Genomic DNA, 22,674 nt, shown 5'->3' on the forward strand with positions numbered 1-22,674 from the left:
GTCTCAGTTGGCCGCGAGGGCGTCGTGCAGCGCGGCGAGGGTGTCGTCGGCCGCCTCGGCGACGGCCGGGTCGTCGGGGGCGCCGAAGATGCCGAACAGCGCGCCGACCGCGGCCTGCGTCAATTCCTCTGTGGACATTCGGGTGCTTCCTCTCAGAACGCGCCGCAGGCGCGGAAAACGTGGGCGAAACCGGCTAGGGACGCCCGGTCCTGGAAACCGATGTACTCGGGGATCACCAGCGACGGCGCCCACTTCTGCTTGTAGGCCAGCTGCGACTGCGCCGGGTACAGGTCAGCGCCCTGGGCGAACAGGGCGTGCATCAGCCACTGGAAGCCCAGGTTGTGGCCGGGGATCTCCTGGGCCGAGTCCAAGCCGGTGAACGGGGTGAAGCCGAAGTGCAGCCACGGCACGCCTTCGCCGCGGAAGGTCTCGATGGCGGTGGAGTTGATCGCCTCCATGATGCCGGGCGACTCGTGCGGGATGCGGCGGCTCAGGTCGTGCATCCAGCCGTGCCGGGCGCCATAGACCGGGGAGTAAGAGATGTAGCCGACCGGCGCTCCCTCGATGGTGCCCAGGAACATCCGGCGGTACGGCTGGCCGTCGCCGCCGATTTCGCCGACGAGGAACTCCAGCTGGTGCGCGTCCTCGCCCTTGGACCCGAGCCACTGCCGGTCGATGTCGGCGACGGCGTCGGCGTGGTCGGCCGCGGTGACCTCATCGACGACCAGACCGTTGCGGAAGGCCCGGGAGATCTTGTTGCGCAACTGCATGAACTTGGTGCCACACAACGAGAACTCGGGCAGCGACACCGCCCACGACGCGCCGATCTGGTTGACCGTGAACCCGTGCCGCGCGTAGATCTCCGCGTCGTGCCGCTGCAACTGCACGGCGACGACCTTGAGCCCTTCGGCCTTCGCGTGCGCCAGGAACGCCGCCAGCAGCTTCGCGTAGTCCGCCTCCGGCGCGAACGCGCCGCCAAGCTGGACGAGGTAGCCGCCCGCGCGCCGGTAGGCGATGGCGCCATCGGCCAGCGGGCTGGTGAAGGTCTCCGTGCGCGCGTTGAGGGCGAGGAACGCCGAGGCGTTCTCGGCCTGGGTGTGCGCCCGGATCTGCTCAAGCACCGGGATTTCGGTCCTGCTCACTGTGGTCGTCACCGTTGCACCCTTTCTTCCTTCGCAATGGGGTCTGGTCGCGGCGAAGGTCAGTAGAACACCGCGACAAATGCTCGTGAAAGTCCCGGAGGCGCAATTGTCAGGCCATGGTCAGGGTGCTGTCAGAACCGGACGCCATTGTTTTCCCGTCAGCGATTCACGGGCGAATCGCGTGTGGCGGCAACCCCCGCGACGTCAGGAGAGCCGATGACCGGGACAGTGCCCAGCCAGGCCCCGAACCGGGTGCTGGTGATCGCCAACCCGACGGCGGGCAGCGCGTCGAACGCCCTGCTGTCGGGTGTCCGACAACGCTGTCTCGCGCACGCTCCGACGACGTTGCACGTCACGTCGTCGCAGGGTGAGGCGACCGAGAGCGTGCAGCGCGCGCTCGCCGAGGCGCACCCGCCGAACCTGGTCGTGGTGATCGGCGGCGACGGCACGGTCCGCGAGGTCACCGAGGGGATGGCGGGCGCGGCCGAGCCCACCCTCATGATCATCCCCGGCGGCACCGGCAACTCGGCCTACCGGATGCTGTGGGGGGAACGTCCCTGGTCAGCGGCCCTGGCAAGCGTTTTCGACGGCACCGCAGCGCGGCGCAGGCTCGACCTTGCCCGGCTCGCCGAGACCGGCGCGCTGGTGTTCCTCGGCGCCTGCTCCGGCGTGGTCGCCGAGGCCCTGGTCTACGCGAAGCGGACGACGCTCACCGGCCGCGCCCGCTACGCCAAGGCCCTCGCCGACGCCGCCGCCGCGTTCACCCCGTACCCCGGCCGGGTGGTCGTGGACGGCGCGACGCTGTTCGAGGGCGGCACTGTCCTGGCCAACGTCGGCGGCGGGCGCTACCGGGGCGGGCAGTACCTGCTGCTGCCGCTGTCCGAGCTCGCCGACGGCCTGCTCGACGTGGTGGTCATCAGCGACCAGGTGCCACTGGCCGAGGTCCCCGACCTGGTGCGCGGCGGTGACCACCTCGGCGTCCCCGGCGTCTACTACGGCCGGGGCAGCCACATCGAGGTGCTGCGCACCGACGGCGAGCAGCTGGTCTTCGAGCACGACGGCGAGCTGCGCCAGAACGTGGCCGCCGGCATGTCGATGCGGGTCTCGCCGGGCGCGCTGCCGGTGTGGTGCGACCCGGACGTGGTGAAAGCTGGCTCGTGGTGAGCCGGTTGCGCCGCCTGTCGGAGTGGGCGGCGGGGCTGGCGCATGAGGACATCCCCGGCCGGGTCCGCGAGCTGGCGGCCAGCCAGATCCTGTCCCAGCTCGCCGCGATCCGCGCGGGCGCGGCGCACCCGCTGGGCGCGAAGCTGGTCGACGCGTTCGGCTCCCCGACGCAGGACGACCGCGCCGCCGCCGCCGCGGTGCTGGCAGGGCTCGGGTCGTGGCTGAACCTGGACGACACCGCCTACGCCGGGCACCTGTCCAACTCGACGGTCGCGGTCCCGGTGGCGTTCTCGCGGGACGGCGACGGCGCGGCGCTGGTCACCGCCGTGGTCACGGCCAACGAGTGCGCGGCGCGCCTCACCGCGGCGGCCACCCTCGGCCCGCTGCGCGGCCAGAGCGCCCTGCACACCCACCTCGCGGGCACGGTCGCGGGCCGCCTCAAGTGCGAGGGCGCGGACGCCGACGTGTGGACCGACGCGTTCGCGCTGGCCTTCGCGATGCCGAACTGGCCGCTGATGCGCGCGTTCCTGGCCAGCGACGCGCGCCTGCTGTGCACGCTGACCCCGGTCCGCGCCGCCAACGACGCCTGCGCCGCCGCCCGCGCGGGCCTGCGCGGCGCGGACGACATCATCGAGCACCCGGACGGGTTCCTTGCCCGGTTCGCCACCGTGCCGCTGCCCGACCTGGTCGACCACCGGCTCGGCGAGCGGTGGCACACCGAGACGCTGTCGTTCAAGCTGCACCCGGGCGGCCCCGGGATCGACGCCGCGATCGACGTCGCCGCCGAGCTGGGGCCGTTCCTGGCCGAGGAGATCGCCGACGTGCTGGTGGAGGCGTCGGCGTACACGCTGCTGGCCGACAAAACGTCCCGCCGCTACATCGCGGGCGCGGACTCGGCCCTGGGCGCGCTGGTGCTCAACGTGGCGTATCCGGTGGCGACGGCGCTGCTGACCGGGCATTTCCTCGCCGCTGACCTCGAACGGCCCGCTTCGGCCGACCCGGCGCGCTGGGCCGTGGCCGAGCGGGTCCGGCTGGCGCACGACCCGGCGATGACCCGCGCGCTGTTCGCCTCCGACGCGCCGTTCGGCGAGGCGCTGCGGCACGCGGGCACCGCCGGTGAGCCGTGGCTGCGGTCCTTCGGCGGCGACGAGCTTGTCGCGCTGGCGGCCGGGGCCGAGCCGACGGGCGACTTCGCCCAGGCCATCAAGGCCACTCCTGCCCGCGTCACGGTAAGGCTCACTGACGGCCGCACGGTAAGCGCTGAGCGCGCCATCCCGCTCGGCGCGGCGGGTCCGGACACCCGGGAGCGGCACGCGTGGCTCATACGCGAGAAGTTCATTTCCGTCGGCGGTTCGGCCGAGGTCGCAGGCGCCGCGGTGAAACTCGATTCGATGAGCGTCGCCGAACTGCGCGAATGGCTCGCCACCGCGCTTTTCTGATCAATCAATCGCCTGTCAGGGCGCGGTCAGATGATTCTGCGAGAGTCGGACCTGTACCGCGCAGGGCAAGAATGCGCGTCCCGAATTGTGACGGACCCGCCACCGGGAAGGGCATGAGATGATGCTTTTTGAGGCAGACCCGAGTCAGCGCTCCGGTGGGACGGGCGAGCAGGACCGCGGCGCGCCGCTGCGCAGCTACGACCTGTACATCGGCGGCAAGGACGTCCCCGGTGACGGCTGGGTCTACACCACCAGCGCGGCCTCGCTGCTGGAGGACGTGTTCACCAGCATCAGCCTCAAGCGGGCCCTGGAGAAGAACCCCGACGACGCCGCGTCGCGGCACCGGTACGTCGTCGGGCGCTGCGGAGTCGCCACCACCGAGCACATCGACGAGGCCACCGCAGCCGCCGCGGCCGCCGCCCGGGAATGGGCCGCGGTGCCGCTGGAGCGCCGGATGCGCCTGGGCGGGCTGTTCCGCCAGACGCTGATCGACAACCAGGACGCGTTCCTGGAACTGCTGGTCGCCGAGTCGCACCCGGTGAACCTGGCGCGCTGGGAACTGAGCTGCCTGCAACAGGTTTACGGGCCGGAAAGCCTGGACTGGTACGCGCAGCGGATGCACACCGAGTTCCAGCACGGCAGCCGCCGCCTCATCGTGCGCCGCCAGCCCGACGGCGTGGTCTGCTTCAACCCGCCGCAGAACGCCGCTGGCCCCAGCGCCGCGCTGGCGATGCTGCCGCTGATGGCAGGGAACGCCGTCGTCGTGCGCGCGCCGCGCAGCATCCCGCTGAGCACCATGTACCTGTGTCGCGACCTGATGGCGCCGCTGCTGGACGAGGTCGGCGCGCCCGCAGGCGTGCTGAACGTGATCTGCAGCAACCCCAAGCAGACCATGGACCGCTGGGTGGAAAGCCCGCTGGTGAACGACATCTTCTTCATCGGCGGCTCGGAAGAGGGCTTCAAACTCCAGGAGCGCTGCATCGCCAACGGCAAGAAGCCGATCCTGGAGCTGGCGGGCAACGACACCATCGTGGTGTGGAAGGACGCCGACCTCGACCTGGCCACCGAGGCGATCCTGGAGTGCTTCTACGGCTCCGGCCAGATTTGCATGGTGCCCAACTGCGTGGTGGTCCACCCCGAGGTCGCCGACGAGCTGATCGCCAAGATCCGCGAGCAGATCGTGGAAATCCGTCCCGGATACCCGGACGAGGAAGGCGTGCTGCTGTCGCCGGTGCGGCGCGCGGAGAAGTTCTTCGCGTTGCAGCGCCAGGCGACCGACAACGGCGCGGTCCTGATCTGCGGCGGCGGCCGGATGGAGATCGACGGCACCCCGTCGGACACCGGGGTGTTCCTCCAGCCGACAGTGTTGCGAGTGGACGGTCTGGCCACCGCGCGCGAGCTGGACATGGTGAAGCACGAGACGTTCTTCCCGCTGCTGCCGGTGATCGTGCCCGCCGCCGCCGGGGACAGCGAGCACTTGGACGACTTCATCGAGTTCGTCAACACCAACGACTACGGCCTGCGCAACTCGCTGTGGGCCGGGTCCGATGAGATCGTCGACGCCTTCGTCGCGCGGGTCGTCAACGGCGGCCTGCTCAAGATCAACGACTCGCACATCGGCTTCCTGCCCTACCTGCCCAGCCACGGCGGCACCGGCCTCACCGGCGGCGTCTTCGGCGAGGCCAACTACCCGATGCTCAAGACCTCGCACGTGCAGGGCGTGAGCGTCGCCACTGGAATCCGCCCCCGGCAAGCCGTTTTTGGCGACGCCTAAACCCTGAACACGATTCTGGAGGTTGTCGTGCGTTCCCTCGACAGCGCTCGCGAGGTCTGCGAGCGGTTCCACCCCGGGCTGGTCAAGGCGTTGGGCGAGCTGACCTTCGCCGAGCGCGAGGCCCCGGGCAGCCCGGTCATCGACCTGTTCCGCGAGCACGGCGGCGTCGGCCTGCTGGTGCCGACCGAGCACGGCGGCCACGGCGCGGACCCCGTGCAGGCCGTGCGGGTCATGCGGGCCATCGGCTCGATGTCGCCGTCGCTGGCCGCCGCCGCGACCATGCACCACTTCACCGCCGCCACCCTCTACGCGCTCGCCCCGACCGAGGGCCGGTTGACCGGCGCGCAGATCGACGTGCTCAAGAGCGTCGTGCCCGACCGCAAGATCATGGCGTCGGGCTGGGCCGAGGGACGCACCGAGCAGAACATCCTGATGCCCGCGGTCACCGCGGTCGCCGCCCCCGGCGGCTACACCCTCAGCGGCACGAAGAAGCCGTGCAGCCTGTCGAAGTCGATGGATTACCTCACCGCCAGCATCGCCGTCCCGGGCCCGACCGGTGAGCCCGAACTCGCGATGGCGATCATCCCGGCCGACAGCCCCGGCATCTCGGTGCACCCGTTCTGGGGCAACGACGTCCTCGCCGCCGCCGAGAGCGACGAGGTGCGGCTGGAGAACGTCTTCGTCCCCGAAGACCTGATCATCCGCACCACCGAAGAAGACCCGGAGCGGATGGAGGCGTTGCAGCTGGCCGGATTCGTCTGGTTCGAGCTGCTGATCTCCTCCGGATACGCGGGCGCCGCCGCCGCGCTGGTGGAGAAGGTATTGCAGCGCAGGCGGGGCAGCGCGACCGACCAGATCCAGCTCGTGGTCAAGGTCGAGTCGGCGTTCGCGGTGCTGGAGGGCGCGGCCCGCGCGGTGCTCGACGGGGTGGACGGCGAAGAGGCCGTCGCGGCCGCGCTCGTCGCCCGGTTCGCCGCGCAGCAGGCCATCGCCGAGTCGACCGCGACCGCGCTGGAACTGCTGGGCGGCCTGGACTTCATCACCTCGTCCGACAGTGCCCGGCTCGCCTCCGGGGTGCGCCCGCTGGCCTTCCACCCGCCCTCGCGCGCCAGCGTCGCGGAAGCCCTGATCGCCTACTGCGCGGGCGACGCGCTCGTCCTGGCCTGAAAGGAGATCACCGTGACCGCAGTGGCGGACACCCCGGTCTCGGCTGGCGACGAACGCATCCTGGGGCTCTACCGCGCCCACCTCAGCCGGGGCAGGGTGACCCTGGCCGAACTGCTCGGCAGCCACGTCGAACACCTCTCCGACGGCGCCTGGATCACCACCAGCGACGGCGAGCGGTTCCTCAACTGCGGCGGCTACGGGGTGTTCATCCTGGGCGCCCGCCACCCCATCGTTCTGTCCGAAGTGGAGCGGCAGCTCCGCAAGAACCCGATGGGCACCCGCATCCTACTGGAGCCCACCGCCGCGGAGGCCGCGGAGCAGCTGTGCGGGGTCGTGCCCCAGGGGCTGGACCGGGTGCACTTCTCCCTCTCCGGCGCGGAAGCGGTGGAGACGGCGCTGAAACTGGCCAGGGCCAACGGGTACAAGCGCACGGTGTCGATGGTGAACGGCTACCACGGCAAGTCGCTCGGCGCGCTGTCGGCCACAGCCAAGGACGTCTACCAGAGCCCGTTCCGCCCGCTCATCCCCGATTTCCTCCACCTGCCCTACGGCGACCTCGACGCCCTGGCGGCCGAGCTGTCGGCGCACCCGGGCCAGGTCGCGGTGATCCTGGAGCCGGTGCAGGGCGAGGCAGGCGTCGTGATCCCGCCCGCCGGATACCTGCGCGGCGTCGAGGCGCTGGTGCGCGAGCACGGCGGCTTCCTGATCCTGGACGAGGTGCAGACCGGCATGGGCCGCCTCGGCGAGTGGTGGGGCGCCGACCTGGAGGGCGTCACCCCGGACGTCTTGCTGGCGGGCAAGGCGTTGGGCGGCGGCGTCATGCCGGTGTCCGCGGCCATCGCCAGCCGCAAGGCGTTCAAGCCGTTCGACAAGGACCCGTTCCTGCACACCGGGACCTTCGCCGCGATGCCGGTGCTGATGGCCGCCGTGCGCGGCTCGATCCGGGCCCTGCAAGAGGAGCGGCTGGTCACCCGGGCAATGGAGCTGGGTACCGCGCTGCTGCCGCGGATCGCCGAGATCGTCCAGCGCAACATCGGCCACCTCGTCAAGGAGGTGCGCGGCCAAGGGCTGCTCATCGGCATCGAGCTGATCGAGCCGGGCCTGGCAGGCGAGCTGCTGACCGAGCTGTTCAACGCCGGTGTGGTCGCCAACCACTCGATGACCGGCAGCGCGGTCGTCCGGTTCACCCCGCCCGCGATCCTCACCGCGTCCGATGTGGACTTCCTGTTGACCGCGATAGACCAGGCCACCCGCGACCTCGTCACGGGCTCGGCCACGATGCCGGAAGGCGGTAGGTGACCAGTGCGACACGTTGACCTGGAAGCGACAGTGCGCGGAGCCGACGCCGCGGCGGTGCTCGCCGAGCTCGTGCGGTTCGACCGCTACCCGGACCTGGCGCCGCACGTGCGCGCCACCGAGGTCCACCAGACCCTGCCCTCGGGCACCGGCAGCTCAAGCTGGGAGCTGCACTTCCGCAGCGGCCTGCTGCGCTGGACCGAGGCCGAGGTCTTCGACCTCGACGCGCTGACAGTGGCCTTCACCCAGGACGACGGCGACTTCGACACCTTCGCCGGAACCTGGACCTTCACCCAGGACGGCGCGGACGTGACCGTCGCGTTCGCCGCCGATTTCGACTTCGGCATCCCGTCCATGGCGGGGATTCTCGACCCGATCGCCGAGCGGGTCATCCGGGAGACGGTGGCCTGGGCCATCGACGGCTCCTTCCCGGAGGTGTCCTTCGCGGGCGACCTCCTGCTCCAGCCCGCAGCAGCGGCCACACCTGGCCAGTAGACCCGGGAGTCCACAATGGACCAGCTCAACCCCTACGAGACGCCCAAGACCTTCCAGCTGCACCGCGCCGAGTACCTGTTCGGCGTGGCCGTGGTCACCGGCCTGATGATCGCGAACTTCAGCGAGCTGCGCTGGTGGGTCGTGGTGGCCGGATTCTTCTACATCGACGTGATCGGCTACCTGCCCGGCGCCATCGCCTACAAGAAGGCCAACGGCGGGCCGGTGCCCAAGGTCTACTACGTGCTCTACAACGTCATGCACAGCTTCATCACCCAGGGCGCGGTGATCCTGCTGTGGTGCCTGACGATCGGCCCCGAGTGGGCGCTGCTCATCATCCCGTTCCACCTCTTCGGCGACCGCGGCCTGTTCGGCAACTTCATGAAGCCCTTCGGGCTGCCGTTCGAGCCGGAAGCCCAGCCCACCTACCAGAAGATGCTGGACGACCTCGGCATCGATCAGAAGGCCCCGGCAGGCCACGGGCAGAAGACCGCCGAATCGCCCACACCGCAACCCGCGAGCTGAAAGGACACCGAGTCGCGATGACCCAGTCCATTGCCCCAGAAGCGGATTTCGACGCCGCGCCGACACTGCTCGACGGGGCCAAGAACCTCACCCTCACCGCGCAGCGCTGCGACCTCGCCTACTGGTTCACCGAGGTCGCCCAGGGCACCCTCGCCGGCCGGGGCGCCAGCGGGCACGGCCCGGACGCGGCGGTCCCGGACTTCATGCGCGAGGACGGGCCGCTGCGCCAGGCGCTGATCCTGGAGTTCGGTTTCCGCGCCCTGTCCGAGGAACTGGCCACCCGCCTGCTGGCGCACTACGTGGCCAACGCCCCGGGCATCCCGGAGATGGAGTTCTTCGCCACCCAGCTCATGGACGAGGCCCGGCACGCCCGCGTGTTCCGCAACCACCTGGTCGAACTCGGTGTGCCGCAGGACAAGCTGTTCGCCGAGATCGAGGACATGACCGCGGAGTACCGGCGGCGCGTGCTGACGCCGGTCGAGGAGTTCTCGCTCGACATCGTGCGCGACCGCAAGGACTTCTACGGCGGCGTGGCGGTGTTCACCATCGTCATCGAGGGCGTCCTCGCGCCCGCGGCCGAGCTGAGCGAGCGCAAGTGGGGCGTGCTCGACCCGGCCGCCGGTGAGATCTCCCGGGGCACCTCGATCGACGAGATCCGCCATCTGGTGGTCGGCAGCTCCGTCCTGCGCGAGCACCTGATCAAAGTCCCGGAGTACAAGCCGCGCCTGCTGGAAATCCTCGAGGGCGGGCGGAAGCTCTGGAACGAGGTGCCCGACCGGGAGTACGTCATCCACCGCGAAGAGCTGTTCCAGAAGGGGATGCACCAGCACGCCGACCTGGTCGGCGACTACGAGCTGTGGCCCGGTGTGCGGATGCTCGACACCACCCCGGACGAGCGCTACGACGCGGCCGAGCGGTGGACCGACGAGATGGCCGAGTCGCGGATGACCTACATGGGCCTGCCCGTCGACTGGCTGTCCGGCCCCGCCTGAACCCGATATCCCAGTAGACACAAGGAGAACGCCGTGTTCGAGACGCTCAAGAACATCCTCGTCGACAAGCTCAAGGTCTCCCCGGACCAAATCACCATGGAAGCGTCCAAAGAGGACGTCGAGCTGGACTCGCTGGCCGTGGTCGAGCTGTCGCTGGTGCTGGAGAAGGAACTCGGCCTCAAAATCAGCGACGACGAGCTGATCGAGGTCGAGACAGTCGGCGAGATCGTCGCCCTGATGACCGAGCGGAGCGTGACGGTCTGATGGCGGGCCCCGGCGACGTCGCGGTGACCGGGCTCGGCCTGGTCACCCCCGGCGGGATCGGGGTCGAAGCAGGCTGGGCGGCCGTGCTGGCGGGCCGGTCGGCCGCGGCCCACGACCCCGTCCTGGCGAAGAACCCGGTGTCGATCTCCTGCCGGGTGCCGGGCTTCGATCCCGAGGCGTTACTCGGTGGCCGCAGGGCGCACCGACTGGACCGGTTCGTGCAACTCGCGCTGGTCGCGGCCAAGGAGGCGGTGACCGACGCCGGACTGGACACCGCCGCCTGGGACGGCGCGCGGGTCGGCGTGGTCATCGGCAGCGCCGGTGGCGGCGCGGAGACCTTCGAGGCCCAGCACCGGGTGCTGCTGGAGGAGAACCCCGCGTGGGTCTCGCCGCTGCTGCTCCCGATGCACCTGTCCAACATGGCCGCGGGCCAGGTCGCCATGGAGTTCGGCGCCCGCGGCCCGAACATGGTGGTGGCGACGGCGTGCGCCTCGGGCGCCACGGCGATCGGGATCGCCCGGGACCTGCTGGCCCGCGACCGGTGCGACATCGTGCTGGCCGGGGGCACCGAGGCCCTGCTGAACCCGGTCACCATGGCCGGGTTCGCCCGGATGGGCGCACTGTCCAAACGGGACGATCCGGCCGCGGCGTCGCGCCCGTTCGACATCGACCGGGACGGCTTCGTCGGCGCGGAGGGCGCGGCGGTGCTGGTCCTGGAACGGCTTTCGGACGCGCGGGCCGCGGGCAGGCGGGTCCGGGGCAGGGTGCTGGGCTACGGCGCCACCGCCGACGCCCACCACGTCACCTCCCCGGACCCCGACGGCCGCGGCGTTCGCGCCGCGATCGACGCGGCCCTGGCCGAAGCGGGGGCGACGACGGGAGATGTCGTGCACGTCAACGCGCACGGCACCTCCACCCCGCTCAACGACCTGGTCGAGGCGCAGGTGCTCGCCCGGGTCCTGCCGCACCGCCCGCTGGTCACCTCGACCAAGGGCGTGACCGGGCACATGATGGGCGCGGCTGGGGCGGCGGAAGCGGTCTTCGCCCTGCTCACCATGACCCACGGCGTGGTCCCGCCCACGGCGAACACGACCATGCTCGACCCGCGAATAGACATCGATGTGGCCCTGGCGGCCACGCCGGTGTCGCAGGGGCTGGTCCTGAGCAACTCGTTCGGCTTCGGCGGGCAGAACGCGGTGCTGGCCCTCGCGGCGGCATGAGACCCGGGCGGTGGCCTCGTTTCGCGGGCCGCCGCCCGGGTTCTTCTTAGGTGGCCAGGAGTTCGCCCAGCCGGGCGGCGAGCCGGGCGTTGTCGGCCGGGGTGAGGGTGGTCCACTCGGCGCCGTCGGGGCCGCGGGTGACGGAGAGAGCGTAGCGGCCCTGGTCGTTGTCGACCCAGACGACACCGGGCAGGCGACGCGGTTTCCCCTGCGGTGTGCGCGAAGTGAGGCCGAGGATTCCCGCGCGCAGCAGGGGCCGCTCCAGGACCGCCTTGAGCTGCCGCGACTCCGGCCCGCCTGCCTGCTCCAGCGCAGGCCGCATGAGGTTGCCCGGCTCGACAGGACGGCTGGCGGACAACGTGATCGAGCGTCCCGGGCCGGGGCGGTTCCCGGGCACCAGATCGACCACCGACATGATCACAGCGGTGTCCCGCACCTCGCTGAGCCGCACGGTCTGCTCCCGCTGCACGGCCAGAACCGCCTGCCGCCCACGGGAAACAGCCAACGCCTTCCGCGGCCGCTCCCCACCCGCGGTGAGCATCACGACCAGGCTGACAGCCAACTGGGGCGCGGCGAGCAGCCGCAGCGCGTCCTCAAGTTCAGGCACGGGCCTGCCGGACCGCACCAGCCCGTCGCGCTCCAACACCCGGTGGGTCACGGCTTTGATGCGCGCCCGCTCATCCAGCGTGTCCCCATGACTGGGAACCTCCAACGGAAACGGCACTGCGCCGAGCCCGAGATCGCTCCACAGCACGTCGAAACCGGCCAGCGACAGGGTGGCCATCGCCCGCTCAGCCCCCGATCACCGGTGGGGCGGTCAGCTCATCGGGCCCGAACAGGTCGTTGGGGTCGGTCTCCTGCAGGTAGGTGGGTCGCTCGTGCTCGCTGTCCTCGCCGCCTTGCCCGCGCGCGCCACCCATGCCGCCCGTCCCCATGCCCGCCGCGCCCCGCCCCGCAGCGGTTCCCCCGCGCCCGGCGGCCGCATCGGCCCCCGCGGCCCCGATCCCCGAGGGCGCCCCACGCCCGGTGGCCGCACCCCGGCCCGCGTCCCCCGACCCACCGGCCCCCGGCCCACCGGCCCCGAACCCACCAGCCCCGAACCCACCGCGGCCTCCGGTCGTCCTGACGCCGGAGCGACCGCCCCCGAAGCTTCCGCCCCCGGGCACGAACCCGCCGCCGAACCCGATGGCCGGACCACCGGCGCCAACACTCTGACCGCCACCTTGCCGAAGGGAACCACCATCCGGTTGCTGTGCGCGTCCCCCGCCAGCCGGGTCAGTCCCCGAGTCCGGCGGGACGAAGGGGCGCCCCGACTCACCCGGCCCACCACGGAACTCCGGCGGGGCCACATCCCGCCCGCCACCGTCACCGCCGCCCGAGTCGCCACCACCACCCCGACGGCCGCCGGAATCACCACCTGGCCCCACGGGAACCGGCGCAGGTCTCCCCACCCCATCCCCGCCGGGGTCAGGGGCCGGACCAGGGGCCGGGCCTGGGTCGAGAACGGGCGGCGGTATGAGTTCGGACAGGGAGATCACGGTCGACGCCAGCGCCGCGTCGCGCTGACTGAGCACGTGGACGGCTTCGCTGTGCGCGGCCTGGCTCTTCTCGAACTGCTCTTGAAGCTGCCAGCTGAGCGCGGCCATCCTGGCCGGGTCCGAACCCGCGGCGGCGGCCATCTGCTCGGGGTTGTACGGCACCGGCTCGGGCATGGAGATCTTGGCCAGGTGCGCGGCATCGGCCTGCTCGCCGATCGACTGGCTCGCCGCCGTGAACACCTCGCTGCTCCGCATACTCCACTCGGCGATCTGGCCGAGCCGGTAGCGCATGGCGTCGGCCGCCTGCCCGGTCCACCCGGTCTCCGAGCCGAACGCGGCCCGCTGCAATGCCTCGGCCGCCCTGGCCAGCTCGGCGCCGACCTTCTTCCATTCCTCCGCCAGGGTGCGGACTTCGCCAGGCTGGGCACTCGCGGCCATCTCCACGAGCTTTTCGTGTTCGAGCCCCTGATAGTGCGCATTCGGCTGCGGCACGTGCCGTTCGCCCGGAGTCATCCGGTCACCCTCCTCATGGCAGCTTGGGATCGATGATCCGCCCGATCAGCGTCGCGTTGGCACACGCTTTCGCGGTGTCGCCACGGCCACTGGAATTGGCGGTGATATGGGCCGAGGACGTTTCGGTTATCGCGATGAAGACGTCGCACGCGCCGTTTCCGCCGCCCATGTTCTCCAGTTTCGTGGCCTCGTGCCTGCCCACCTCGACAGGTGTGGGTGTTCCGCCGTGGTAGTTGCCGTCTTTCAGACCTGTGCGGGTGGAGAGGCTGACAGCCACTCCCCAGTCCCCGCTTTTGGTCCAGTCGCAGGACTTCGTCGTCCCACGGGTCGCGGGCTCGCCGGGAGCGAGGCCGAGTTCGCCGCGCTCGGTCTCCGACAGCAACTCGCACGGGTCCAGCGTGGCGAGTTCCGCGGCAGGACCGCCTGCGCCCACGGCTGACTTGGACGTCGTGGTGGTCGGCCGCGCGGTCGTCTTGGTCGTCGAGGTGACGTCGGAAGGAATCGCGACACCTGGTTCCTGGCTTGCGCACGCCGTCGCCGCGACCGCCAGCACGCTGACAATCAAGAACAGCTTGGGCATCCACCTGATCACGAGCGTCCCCCGGGCTTAGTGGAAGTGGTCCGCGTTGCCTTCGTCGGCGCTGCGGTAATGGGCCATGCTGGCCGCTACGGCTTGGATGATGGTGTCGATCTCGGCGCTGAACGTGGTCAGCTTTTCTTGTGCGGAGTCCGCCAGTTGGCGGTCGAAAGCGCTGACCTGCTGTGCATAGCCACCGCCGAGCGGGGCTTCCCAGGTGAACTGAGAGAAGTCTCGACCCATACGAATCGCGGAGTCTTGGACAATCCGAAGTTGATCTATAATGGCGTTGGCCGTCTCGGGCGCGATGGTGAACTCGCCCGCTCCCGCCGCGGCGGAAAGGCCTCCCAGGGCGGCGAAACCGCCTCCGTCTGACGACGGTCGGCTGTGGGCCTCCATCCACTGCCGCATGATCGCCTGCGCTTGTTCCTGCGCTGGCGGCAGCGGTGACGTGCCGTCGGGCATGACTCCCCCTGTGCGTGACGGGTCGGCCACTAAGGGTATCGGGGCGGCCGCCGGTTGCCGAGGGTTTGGTTGGCAGATGACGACAATTGGTCATCTCTCCAGGTCAGTCGCCGGTCAGGGACGCATCAGCCGGGACTGCTCTGATCGGGGTCGCGGAAGTGGGAAACCTGAACAACGGAGGCCGCCATGCCCGAACGGACCCCGACAGTCGATGAGTTGCTGGCTGTGCCGCTCTCCGAGCGCCCTGACGCCCTGGAGGCCGTTGTCGTGGGGGAGTTTCGGGCGGCGCTGCTGATGGGGGCGGGGGAGGACTTGGCGCTGGACAAGGCTTTCTTCGAGTTGGGGCTGACCTCCCTGCGGATCACCGACGTGAAGCGGCGGTTGGAGGAGCGGTTGGGGTGTGACATCAGCGCCAACGCGTTGTTCAACCGGCCGACCGTGCGGGAACTGGTTGCCTACCTCATGACCGACGTCCTCGCCGACGTTTTCCCGCGCCAGCAGGCAACTTCGGCGGCCGCGGCGGGTGCGGAGTCGGATCGGGTGTTTGTCGACGACATGCTCAAGGACCTTTACCGCGCCTGAAGCGCGTTCATCGGAGGCGGACATGGCAATGCCGGACGAGACTGGTCTCGGTGAGGAACTGCGGCGTCAGCGGGAGACGATTCGGTCGCTGATGCTGGAGAAGTACGAGCCCATCGCGATCGTCGGCATGGGGTTGCGGTTTCCTGGCGGCAGTGGGAATCCGGCTGAGTTCGCGGACTTCCTGCGGGCCGGGCGGTCGGGCATCGTGCCGCTCCCGCGGGACCGGTGGGACGCGGCGGCGTTCACGCCGAGTGGAACGGACGACAAGGGCAAGATCCGGGCCGAGAACGGCGGCTACCTGGATCGGCTCGACCTGTTCGACGCGCCGTTCTTCAACATCTCCCCCAAAGAGGCGCAGTACATGGACCCCCAGCAGCGGCTGCTGCTGGAGACCGCGTGGGAAGCGTTGGAGCACGCCAACATCGACCCGACGCCGCTGCGCAAGGGCAACGGCGGCGTCTATGTCGGGGCCAGCTCCATCGACTACGCCTTCGAGATGGACCAGCTCTCCTACCCGGAGTTGGACGGGCATCTCGCTTCCGGTGTGACCTTCTTCCCGCTGTCAGGACGGCTTTCCTATTTTCTGGGCTGGCATGGGCCGTGTCTGACGGTCGACACGGCGTGCGCGTCGGGCTTGACCGCGGTTCACCTGGCGGTCAAGGGATTGCGGTCGGGTGAGTGCGACATCGCCCTGGCGGGCGGGGTCAACGCGCTGCACCACCCGCGCACGCAGGTGATCTTCTCGGCGGCGAACATGCTGTCGACCGACGGGCAGTGCAAGACTTTTGACGAGTCCGCTGACGGGTATGCCCGTGCCGAAGGGTGCGGTGTGCTGGTCCTCAAGCGACTTTCGGACGCCCGTCGAGACGGCGACACCGTGCTCGCGCTGGTCCGGGGCACCTCGATCGGCCAGGACGGCGACAGCGCCGGGCTGACCGTCCCGAATGGACCGGCGCAGGAGCAGGTCATGCGGGCAGCGCTGCGGGCCGCGGCGCTGGACCCGGTGGACATCTCCTATGTCGAGGCGCACGGCACCGGGACGCCGCTGGGCGACCCGATCGAGATGGGCGCCATCGCCGACGTGTTCGCCCAGTCCCACACCAAGGACGCGCCGGTCATCGTGGGCTCGGTGAAGACCAACCTGGGCCACATGGAGCCGGTCGCGGGCATCGTCGGCGTCATCAAGACCGTGCTGCAACTGCGCGAGTCCACGATCTTCCCGCACCTGAACTACACCAACCCCTCCGGCCGCATCCCCTGGGCCAGCTACCCGGTCGAGGTGCCCACCGCGGCCCGCCCGTGGACCGCCGAGGTGAAACGGGCGCTGGTCAACAGCTTCGGTTTCGGCGGCACGATCTCCGCGGCCGTGCTGGAGCAGGCCCCGCCGGTGGCTGGGCCCACCAAGAGGCCAAGTCCGGTGGCGGGTGAGGTTTTCGCGCTGTCGGCGAAGAACCGGCGCTCGCTCAAAGCCCAGCTCGACCGCTACCGCGACTACCTCGCCGCGCACCCGGACACCGACCTGGGCGAGTTGTGCCGCACGGTCACCACCGGGCGGGCGCATTTCCCGCTGCGCGTCGCCGGGGTCGTGCGGACCATAGCCGAGCTGGAAACGCTGCTGGACAAGGACGTCGACACCGTGAGCGCGGGCGAGTCGCGCAAGATCGCGTTCCTGTTCACCGGCCAGGGATCGCAATACCTGGGAATGGGCGCGCCGCTTTACCGCGACCACCCCGAGTTCGCGCGGAACCTGGACGAGTGCGACCGGCTGTTCGCCCCGCTGCTGGGCCGCTCGGTGCGTGACCTGGTGCTGGGAACCGCCGCCGACGACGGCACGATCGACCAGACCCGCTTCACCCAGGCCGCGCTGTTCGCGCTGGAGTACTCCCTGGCGCGGCTGTGGATCGGCTGGGGCGCCCGGCCCGCCGCGCTCATCGGGCACAGCATCGGCGAGGTCGTCGCGGCCACCGTCGCGGGTCTGTTCACGTTGCCGGACGCGGTGAAACTGGTCGCGGCGCGCGGGCGGCTCATGCAGTCGGTGACCGCGCCCGGCGGCATGGCGGCGGTGACCGCGCCCGCAGAGGACGTGGCTCCGCTGCTGGACGGCTACGACGACCTGGCGATGGCCGCCTACAACGCGCCGTCGCAGTGCGTGGTGTCGGGCGCAAGCGCGTCGCTGGCCGAGGTCACCGCGAAGCTGGCCGAGCAGGGCGTCACCGTCAAGCCGCTCGCGGTGTCGCACGCGTTCCACTCGCCGCTGATGACCGAGGTGTTCGACGAGTTCCGGGCCGAGCTCAACGGGATCACCTTCCACGAGCCGCGCCTGACGCTGATCTCCAACCTCACCGGCAAGGTCGCCCGGGTCGCCCAGATTTCGGACCCGGAGTACTGGGTCCGGCACATCGGCGAGCCGGTGGACTTCGCCGCGGGCATGGCCGCGCTGCAGCGCCGGGGCAAGCACGTGTTCATCGAGGTCGGCCCGTCCGGCGCGCTCACCGCGCTGGCCAAGAAGTGCGTGGACGCCGCCGAGCACCGCTGGATCACCAGCGCGCACCCGAAAGACCCCGAAGGCGCGACGATCCGCAAGTCCGTCGCCCAGCTCTACACCGCCGGGATCACCGTGGCGTGGGCCGCTTTCCACGGCGACCGCGCCGGAACCCGGCTGGTGCTGCCGACTTACGCCTTCGACCGCAAGCGCTACTGGCTCCCCGAGGGCAAGGGCAACTACGCCCGCGCTGTCGGCGGCCACCCGCTGCTCGGCGCTGAGGTGCCCGGAGAGGCTGGCACGCGGGAGTTCCGCGCCCAGGCCGCCGAGGCGCCCAACGCGGAGGCGCTGCTCGACCTGCTGTTCGCGGTCCAGGACAAGGTGTTCGGCGAGACGGCCCGGCCGGTGACCGACGTGCGGCTGACCGCGCTGCCGCCCGGCGAGAGCGAGGCCGTGGATTTGCGCACAGTGCTGACCGAGGACGCCCACGTGCGCGTGCATGTCGGGGAAACCATCGTGGCCACTGCCACAATCGGCGCGCCGCAAGCGGATTCTCGCGCCGGGTTCGACGGAACCGAGATCGGGTTGGTCGGCGAGCCCGCCGAGTACCTGCCCTCGACGGTGTTCAGCGTGGTGGGCGACGGTGTGCCGTTCCGGGTCGGCGCGGTGCGGCTGGTGAAGAAGCCCCGGTCGAGCGCGCTGCGCGCGGTGGTCCGGGCCGCCGAGCCGACCTTCGTTGACGAGGATGTCCGCGCGGACGTCGCCGTCTACGAAGGTGACCGCCTGGTGGCCGAGCTGTCGGAGGTCGGGCTGTCGCACGGCACTCCCGGTGACTTCCTACACCGGATGCACTGGGAGCCGATCCCGGTGACCGAGCCCACAGTCGCGCTCGCGCCCCGGCGGGTCGTGGTGCTCAACCGTGACGCCGACCCCGCGCTGGCCGCGTCCGCCGAGGTCGCCGGGGTCACGCTGCGGTTCGGCGCCGAGCACGTCGGTGACGACCCGACCGACGTGGTCTGGTTCTGGCGCCAACTCGAAGGGTCTGGTGTGGACGGTCTGCGGGCGGAAAACGAGCACAACTTCACCAACCTGCTGGCCACCCTGAAAACCCTGTCGGAAACCGGTTTCGGCCGCGCGCAGCGGCTCTGGCTGGTCACCGAGCGGGCGCAGGTCCTGCCCGGCGACGACCTGGCCCCGCCTGAGCGGCTGGCCGCGGCGACCCTGTGGGGCTTCGGGCAGGTGCTGCTCAACGAGTTCCCGCCCTACCGCCCGACCCTGGTCGACACCGACGGCGTCGACGGGCTGCTCGCCGAGCTGCGAGCCAAGGACGTCGGTGACTTCCAGGTCGCCTACCGCGACGGCGTGCGGCACGTTCGGCGGCTGCGCCCGCACACCGCCGACGGCGGTCACGCGGTCCGGATTCGGGACGACCGCACGTATCTGATCACCGGTGGTCTGGGCGCGCTCGGTCTGGTCACCGCTGAGAAACTGGTCGCCCTCGGCGCCCGGCACATCGCACTGGTCGGCAGGCGCGGCACGCCCGCCGCCGACGCGGCCGAGATCTGGGAGCGGCTGCACGACCGCGCGGAAGTGACGGTGCACCAAGGCGATCTCGGCGACGCCGCCGACGTGCGGCGGATCTTCGCCGACCTCGCCAAGGGCCACCCGCTCGCGGGCGTGGTGCACGCCGCCGGCGGGCTCGCCGACGCGCCGATCCCCGCGCAGACCTGGGAAAGCATCGACGGCCTGTTCGGCCCCAAGGTCTACGGGTCGTGGCTGCTGCACGAGGCCACCAAAGACCTGCCGGAGCTGGACTTCTTCGTCGCCTTCTCCTCGGCGGCCTCGGTCGTCGGCGGCGTGTCGCAGTCGAACTACGCGGCGGCGAACGCCTTCCTCGACCAGCTCTGCCACTGGCGCGCCGCCCAGGGCCTGCCCGCGCTCGCGGTGAACTGGGGCCCGTGGTCGGAGGTCGGCATGTCGGCGCGGCTGAGCGACCTGCACGTGAAAGCCTTGGAGCACGAGGGCGTCAAGTTCTTCACCCCGGCCAAGGCGCTGCGCGCGCTGACCGCGCTGCTCGGCGGGGACGCGCCGCAGGTCGCCGCTGGCGAGGTCGACTGGCCGCGGTTCATGGCGGCGAAACCGGTCGCCAGCGGCCTCTACAGCGAGCTGTTCACCCCGGCCGACGGCGGCGACAGCGGCCTGGACCCCGACGAGCTGCGTGGATTGCCTCGGGGGGAACGGATCGCGGCCATCCGCGACTTCATCCGCCGGACGGTCGCCCGGATTCTGCTGGTCGAGGATGTCAACGACGTCGAGGTCGGCGCGGAGTTCGTCCGGATGGGCATGGACTCGCTGGCCTCGGTCGACCTCAAGAACACCCTGGAGAGCGCGGTCCGCGTGCCGCTCCCATCCGGGGTCACCTTCGACCACCCGACCCCGACGCTGCTGGCCGAGTTCGTCGACCTGAGCCTGTCCGGTGTCCCAGCGTAGGAGAGAGGCCATGAACCAGAACTGGACGCTGACCGCCACGTCGGCGCGGCACGCCGCCGACCGCGCCGACCACCCGGCGGTGCTCTGCGAGGACCGCGTGGTCACCTACACCGAACTGCACCGCGAGTCCAACCGCACCGCCCACCGGCTGCTCGCCGCCGGTCTGGGCGTCGGCGACCGGATCGCCTACCTGGGTCTGGAGTCCGAGCACTACTACGAGATCGCATTGGGCTGCGCCAAGTCCGGGGTCGTGCTGGTCCCGGTCAACTGGCGGCTCACCCCAGCCGAGGTCGACCACATTCTGCGCGACTCCGGTGCCACGCTGCTGTTCGTGGAGCGCGAGTTCCTGTCGGTCGCCGAGAAGGTGCGGCCCGAGCTGCCCACTCTGCGCGAGGTGATCGAGCTGGACACGGCGGCGGAGCGGGCGGCGGGTTTCCAGGCGTGGAAGGGAAACAGCCCGGCCGACGACCTGGTCTCGCCCACCGGCCCGGACGACGCGGTGCTGCAGATCTACACCAGCGGCACCACCGGGTTCCCCAAGGGCGTCGTGCTGGCGAACCGGGCGTTCTTCACCCTGCCCGAGGCGATGGCCGAGGCTGGCGTGGCCTGGCTGGACTGGCTGCCGACCGACAAGAGCCTGATTTCCCTGCCCGGCTTCGGCATCGCGGGCATGGGCTGGTTCATGCACGGCTTCAACGCGGGCGCCACCAACGTGGTCATGCGGATGTTCGTCTCGGAGGAAGCCGTCCGTCTCATTGAGACAGTCGGAGTGACGGTCACCTTCGCCGCCCCCGCGATGCTCCAGATGCTCGTCGAGGAACGGAAAGTCGGGCCGGACACCTTCACGTCGCTGCGCAAGGTCGCCTATGGAGCCGCGCCGATCTCGTCGGCCCTGCTGGAGCGGCTGATCGACGTCATGGGCTGCGAGTTCGCCCAGATCTACGCCGCCACCGAGACCGGGACCTGCGCGGTGTCGCTGCCGCCGGAGGACCACGTGCCGGGCAGCCCGCTGCTCAAGGCCGCGGGCAAGGCCTGCCCCGGGCACGAGCTGAAGGTCATCGACGGGCAGGGGAACGTGTTGCCGCCCAACGAGATCGGCCAGGTCTGCATCAAGACGCCCGCGCACATGCTCGGCTACTGGAACCTGCCCGAGGCCACCGCGAAGACCCTGATCGGCGACTGGCTGCACATGGGCGACGCGGGCTACCTGGACGAGAACGGCTACCTGTTCCTCTGCGACCGCATCAACGACACGATCATCCAGGGCGGGCAGAACATCTACCCGGCCGAGATCGAGAAGGCGCTGGCCGAACACCCCGACGTCAGCGACTCGGCGATCATCGGACTGCCGCACCCGCTGTGGGGCGAGGCGGTGCACGCCTGCGTCGTCGCGCGCCGCGAGACCACCGCGCGCGAGCTGATGGTGTTCCTCTCCGGGCGCATCGCCGACTACAAGATCCCCACCGAGTGGGAGTTCCTGGATGCCATCCCCCGCAACCCGTCCGGGAAGATCCTGCGCCGCGCGCTCCGCGAGGAGCGGATGCCGACCACTGAAAGGGCACCAGCATGACTAGCACGGTCCGGATCGGCGCGCTGCTGCCGACCCGTGAAATGGCCATCCTCAACGACTTCTCGATAGCCCCGCTGCTCGACTTCGCCCGGCGCGCGGAAAAGCTGGGCTACGACTCGCTGTGGACCGGTGACTCGCTCGTCGCACGCACCCGGCTCGACCCGTTCGTCGTCCTCTCGGCCGCGGCCGCGGTCACCGAGCGGATCACCCTGGGCACCGGCGCGCTGACCGCGTCGCTGCGCCATCCGCTGCTGGGGGCCAACATGGTCACCAGTCTCGACCACGCCTCCGGCGGCGACCGGCTTGTCCTCGGCCTCGGCGCGGGGTTCCCGATGCCCGAGAGCGAAGACGAGTTCACCTCCGTCGGCGTCCCGTTCGCGGGCCGAGTCGGCAGACTTGACGAGACCGTGCGGTACTGGAAGACGGCGTGGTCTGCCCGGACCGAAGGCGCACCGACTGTCCACAAGGGAACGATTTGGCAGACCGAAGGGCTGGACCGCCTGGCCGCGCCCGCCACCGCGGGCGGCCCGCCGCTGTGGCTCGCGGGCAGCGACACCCCGCGCGTGCTCGCCCGCGCGGCCCGGCTCTACGACGGCTGGCTGCCGTTCCTGCCGACCGACACCGCTTACGCGGCGGCGTGGTCGGCCATCCAGGAGCAGGCCGCCGCGCACGGCCGCCCGGAAGGCGCGGTCACCCCCGGCCTCTACGCCACCGTCAACATCAACCCGGACGCCGCGAAAGCCAAGGCACAGCTGGAGGAATACCTCCAGGGCTACTACGGCCGCTCGCTGGAGATCATGTCGACCTTCCAGGCGTACGGCTGGGGCAGCGCCGACGACTGCGCCGAATGGCTCGCGGGCTACATCCGCGCGGGCGCCCGGCACATCGTCGTGCGCATCGGCTCCCTCGACCCCGGCGACCAGCTCGACCAGCTCGCCGAGGCCGTGCTTCCCGCCGTCCGGGCCCTGGTCTAGGGGCGCGG

At 70.6% G+C, this 22,674-nt stretch carries 20 protein-coding genes; 14 read left to right on the forward strand and 6 right to left on the reverse strand.

The window, feature by feature from the left end:
* Nucleotides 1-3: 3 nt before the first annotated feature.
* Nucleotides 4-138: a hypothetical protein gene (locus BLS56_RS32795; protein ID WP_267463923.1), complete on the reverse strand. Its 135-nt coding sequence runs from the start codon at nt 136-138 to the stop codon at nt 4-6.
* 14 nt (nt 139-152) lie between these two features.
* Nucleotides 153-1,154: a DUF2156 domain-containing protein gene (locus BLS56_RS17355; protein WP_091451828.1), complete on the reverse strand. Its 1,002-nt coding sequence runs from the start codon at nt 1,152-1,154 to the stop codon at nt 153-155.
* A 204-nt stretch (nt 1,155-1,358) separates the two neighbouring features.
* Between BLS56_RS17355 and BLS56_RS17360 the strand changes: the two genes are divergently transcribed.
* The 10 genes from BLS56_RS17360 (at nt 1,359) to BLS56_RS17405 (ending at nt 11,475) form a co-directional block, all read left to right on the forward strand.
* Entirely contained in the window at nt 1,359-2,306 is a 948-nt protein-coding gene (locus BLS56_RS17360) for a diacylglycerol/lipid kinase family protein (protein WP_091451831.1), read from the forward strand.
* On the forward strand, nt 2,303-3,745 hold the full coding sequence (locus BLS56_RS17365) for an MmgE/PrpD family protein (RefSeq protein WP_091452403.1): 1,443 nt from the start codon (nt 2,303-2,305) through the stop codon (nt 3,743-3,745). The genes BLS56_RS17360 and BLS56_RS17365 overlap by 4 nt, the downstream gene beginning before the upstream one ends.
* Before the next feature lie 118 nt (nt 3,746-3,863).
* Nucleotides 3,864-5,519 carry an aldehyde dehydrogenase family protein gene (locus tag BLS56_RS17370; RefSeq protein WP_228771719.1) on the forward strand — a complete coding sequence of 552 codons (1,656 nt, stop codon included), beginning with the start codon at nt 3,864-3,866 and terminating at the stop codon, nt 5,517-5,519.
* 27 nt (nt 5,520-5,546) lie between these two features.
* Nucleotides 5,547-6,686, forward strand: a complete 1,140-nt coding sequence (locus tag BLS56_RS17375; RefSeq protein ID WP_091451834.1) for an acyl-CoA dehydrogenase family protein — start codon at nt 5,547-5,549, stop codon at nt 6,684-6,686.
* A gap of 12 nt (nt 6,687-6,698) precedes the next feature.
* Nucleotides 6,699-7,985: an aspartate aminotransferase family protein gene (locus BLS56_RS17380; RefSeq protein ID WP_091451836.1), complete on the forward strand. Its 1,287-nt coding sequence runs from the start codon at nt 6,699-6,701 to the stop codon at nt 7,983-7,985.
* A 3-nt stretch (nt 7,986-7,988) separates the two neighbouring features.
* On the forward strand, nt 7,989-8,477 hold the full coding sequence (locus BLS56_RS17385) for a type II toxin-antitoxin system RatA family toxin (protein WP_091451838.1): 489 nt from the start codon (nt 7,989-7,991) through the stop codon (nt 8,475-8,477).
* A 15-nt stretch (nt 8,478-8,492) separates the two neighbouring features.
* Nucleotides 8,493-8,999, forward strand: a complete 507-nt coding sequence (locus tag BLS56_RS17390; RefSeq protein WP_091451841.1) for a hypothetical protein — start codon at nt 8,493-8,495, stop codon at nt 8,997-8,999.
* Between the two features lie 17 nt (nt 9,000-9,016).
* On the forward strand, nt 9,017-9,991 hold the full coding sequence (locus BLS56_RS17395; RefSeq protein WP_091451842.1) for a VlmB-like protein: 975 nt from the start codon (nt 9,017-9,019) through the stop codon (nt 9,989-9,991).
* A 33-nt stretch (nt 9,992-10,024) separates the two neighbouring features.
* Nucleotides 10,025-10,255 (forward strand): acyl carrier protein, encoded by a 231-nt coding sequence (locus BLS56_RS17400; RefSeq protein WP_091451845.1) that lies wholly within the window; start codon nt 10,025-10,027, stop codon nt 10,253-10,255.
* Nucleotides 10,255-11,475, forward strand: coding sequence for a beta-ketoacyl-[acyl-carrier-protein] synthase family protein (locus BLS56_RS17405; RefSeq protein ID WP_091451846.1), 1,221 nt, complete (start codon nt 10,255-10,257; stop codon nt 11,473-11,475). Before BLS56_RS17400 ends, BLS56_RS17405 begins: the two co-directional genes overlap by 1 nt.
* A 46-nt stretch (nt 11,476-11,521) precedes the next feature.
* Here the strand turns inward: BLS56_RS17405 and BLS56_RS17410 are convergent, their stop codons facing one another.
* From BLS56_RS17410 to BLS56_RS17425, 4 genes are read right to left on the reverse strand one after another with little or no spacing between them, the layout of a single operon-like run.
* Complete coding sequence (locus BLS56_RS17410; protein ID WP_091451849.1) at nt 11,522-12,259, reverse strand: ESX secretion-associated protein EspG; 738 nt, start codon at nt 12,257-12,259, stop codon at nt 11,522-11,524.
* Nucleotides 12,260-12,266: 7 nt separating this feature from the next.
* A complete protein-coding gene (locus BLS56_RS17415; RefSeq protein WP_091451852.1) occupies nt 12,267-13,526 on the reverse strand; it encodes a hypothetical protein in 1,260 nt (419 codons plus the stop codon).
* Between the two features lie 13 nt (nt 13,527-13,539).
* Nucleotides 13,540-14,106 carry a DUF3558 family protein gene (locus tag BLS56_RS17420; RefSeq protein WP_139190775.1) on the reverse strand — a complete coding sequence of 189 codons (567 nt, stop codon included), beginning with the start codon at nt 14,104-14,106 and terminating at the stop codon, nt 13,540-13,542.
* Nucleotides 14,107-14,133: 27 nt separating this feature from the next.
* Entirely contained in the window at nt 14,134-14,568 is a 435-nt protein-coding gene (locus tag BLS56_RS17425) for a hypothetical protein (protein WP_091451857.1), read from the reverse strand.
* A gap of 186 nt (nt 14,569-14,754) precedes the next feature.
* On the opposite strand from BLS56_RS17425, the gene BLS56_RS17430 reads away from it, so the two are divergent.
* The 4 genes from BLS56_RS17430 to BLS56_RS17445 are packed head-to-tail and all read left to right on the forward strand — an operon-like array spanning nt 14,755 to nt 22,666.
* Entirely contained in the window at nt 14,755-15,150 is a 396-nt protein-coding gene (locus tag BLS56_RS17430; RefSeq protein WP_091451860.1) for an acyl carrier protein, read from the forward strand.
* Between the two features lie 22 nt (nt 15,151-15,172).
* Nucleotides 15,173-20,122 carry a type I polyketide synthase gene (locus tag BLS56_RS17435; RefSeq protein WP_228771720.1) on the forward strand — a complete coding sequence of 1,650 codons (4,950 nt, stop codon included), beginning with the start codon at nt 15,173-15,175 and terminating at the stop codon, nt 20,120-20,122.
* Nucleotides 20,123-20,132: 10 nt separating this feature from the next.
* Nucleotides 20,133-21,692 carry a long-chain-fatty-acid--CoA ligase gene (locus BLS56_RS17440; RefSeq protein ID WP_091451862.1) on the forward strand — a complete coding sequence of 520 codons (1,560 nt, stop codon included), beginning with the start codon at nt 20,133-20,135 and terminating at the stop codon, nt 21,690-21,692.
* A complete protein-coding gene (locus tag BLS56_RS17445; RefSeq protein WP_091451864.1) occupies nt 21,689-22,666 on the forward strand; it encodes an LLM class flavin-dependent oxidoreductase in 978 nt (325 codons plus the stop codon). Before BLS56_RS17440 ends, BLS56_RS17445 begins: the two co-directional genes overlap by 4 nt.
* Nucleotides 22,667-22,674 lie beyond the last annotated feature (8 nt).

Source organism: Actinokineospora iranica (assembly GCF_900101685.1).
GTDB classification, from domain to species: domain Bacteria; phylum Actinomycetota; class Actinomycetes; order Mycobacteriales; family Pseudonocardiaceae; genus Actinokineospora; species Actinokineospora iranica.

Bases quoted from the DNA above. Each gene is read 5' to 3' on its own strand.
- BLS56_RS32795 (WP_267463923.1), bottom strand. From the start codon at position 138: ATGTCCACAGAGGAATTGACGCAGGCCGCGGTCGGCGCGCTGTTCGGC.
- BLS56_RS17360 (WP_091451831.1), top strand. From the start codon at position 1,359: ATGACCGGGACAGTGCCCAGCCAGGCCCCGAACCGGGTGCTGGTGATC.
- BLS56_RS17370 (WP_228771719.1), top strand. From the start codon at position 3,864: ATGATGCTTTTTGAGGCAGACCCGAGTCAGCGCTCCGGTGGGACGGGC.
- BLS56_RS17390 (WP_091451841.1), top strand. From the start codon at position 8,493: ATGGACCAGCTCAACCCCTACGAGACGCCCAAGACCTTCCAGCTGCAC.
- BLS56_RS17395 (WP_091451842.1), top strand. From the start codon at position 9,017: ATGACCCAGTCCATTGCCCCAGAAGCGGATTTCGACGCCGCGCCGACA.
- BLS56_RS17405 (WP_091451846.1), top strand. From the start codon at position 10,255: ATGGCGGGCCCCGGCGACGTCGCGGTGACCGGGCTCGGCCTGGTCACC.
- BLS56_RS17410 (WP_091451849.1), bottom strand. From the start codon at position 12,259: ATGGCCACCCTGTCGCTGGCCGGTTTCGACGTGCTGTGGAGCGATCTC.
- BLS56_RS17415 (WP_091451852.1), bottom strand. From the start codon at position 13,526: ATGACTCCGGGCGAACGGCACGTGCCGCAGCCGAATGCGCACTATCAG.
- BLS56_RS17420 (WP_139190775.1), bottom strand. From the start codon at position 14,106: ATGCCCAAGCTGTTCTTGATTGTCAGCGTGCTGGCGGTCGCGGCGACG.
- BLS56_RS17425 (WP_091451857.1), bottom strand. From the start codon at position 14,568: ATGCCCGACGGCACGTCACCGCTGCCGCCAGCGCAGGAACAAGCGCAG.
- BLS56_RS17430 (WP_091451860.1), top strand. From the start codon at position 14,755: ATGCCCGAACGGACCCCGACAGTCGATGAGTTGCTGGCTGTGCCGCTC.
- BLS56_RS17435 (WP_228771720.1), top strand. From the start codon at position 15,173: ATGGCAATGCCGGACGAGACTGGTCTCGGTGAGGAACTGCGGCGTCAG.
- BLS56_RS17440 (WP_091451862.1), top strand. From the start codon at position 20,133: ATGAACCAGAACTGGACGCTGACCGCCACGTCGGCGCGGCACGCCGCC.
- BLS56_RS17445 (WP_091451864.1), top strand. From the start codon at position 21,689: ATGACTAGCACGGTCCGGATCGGCGCGCTGCTGCCGACCCGTGAAATG.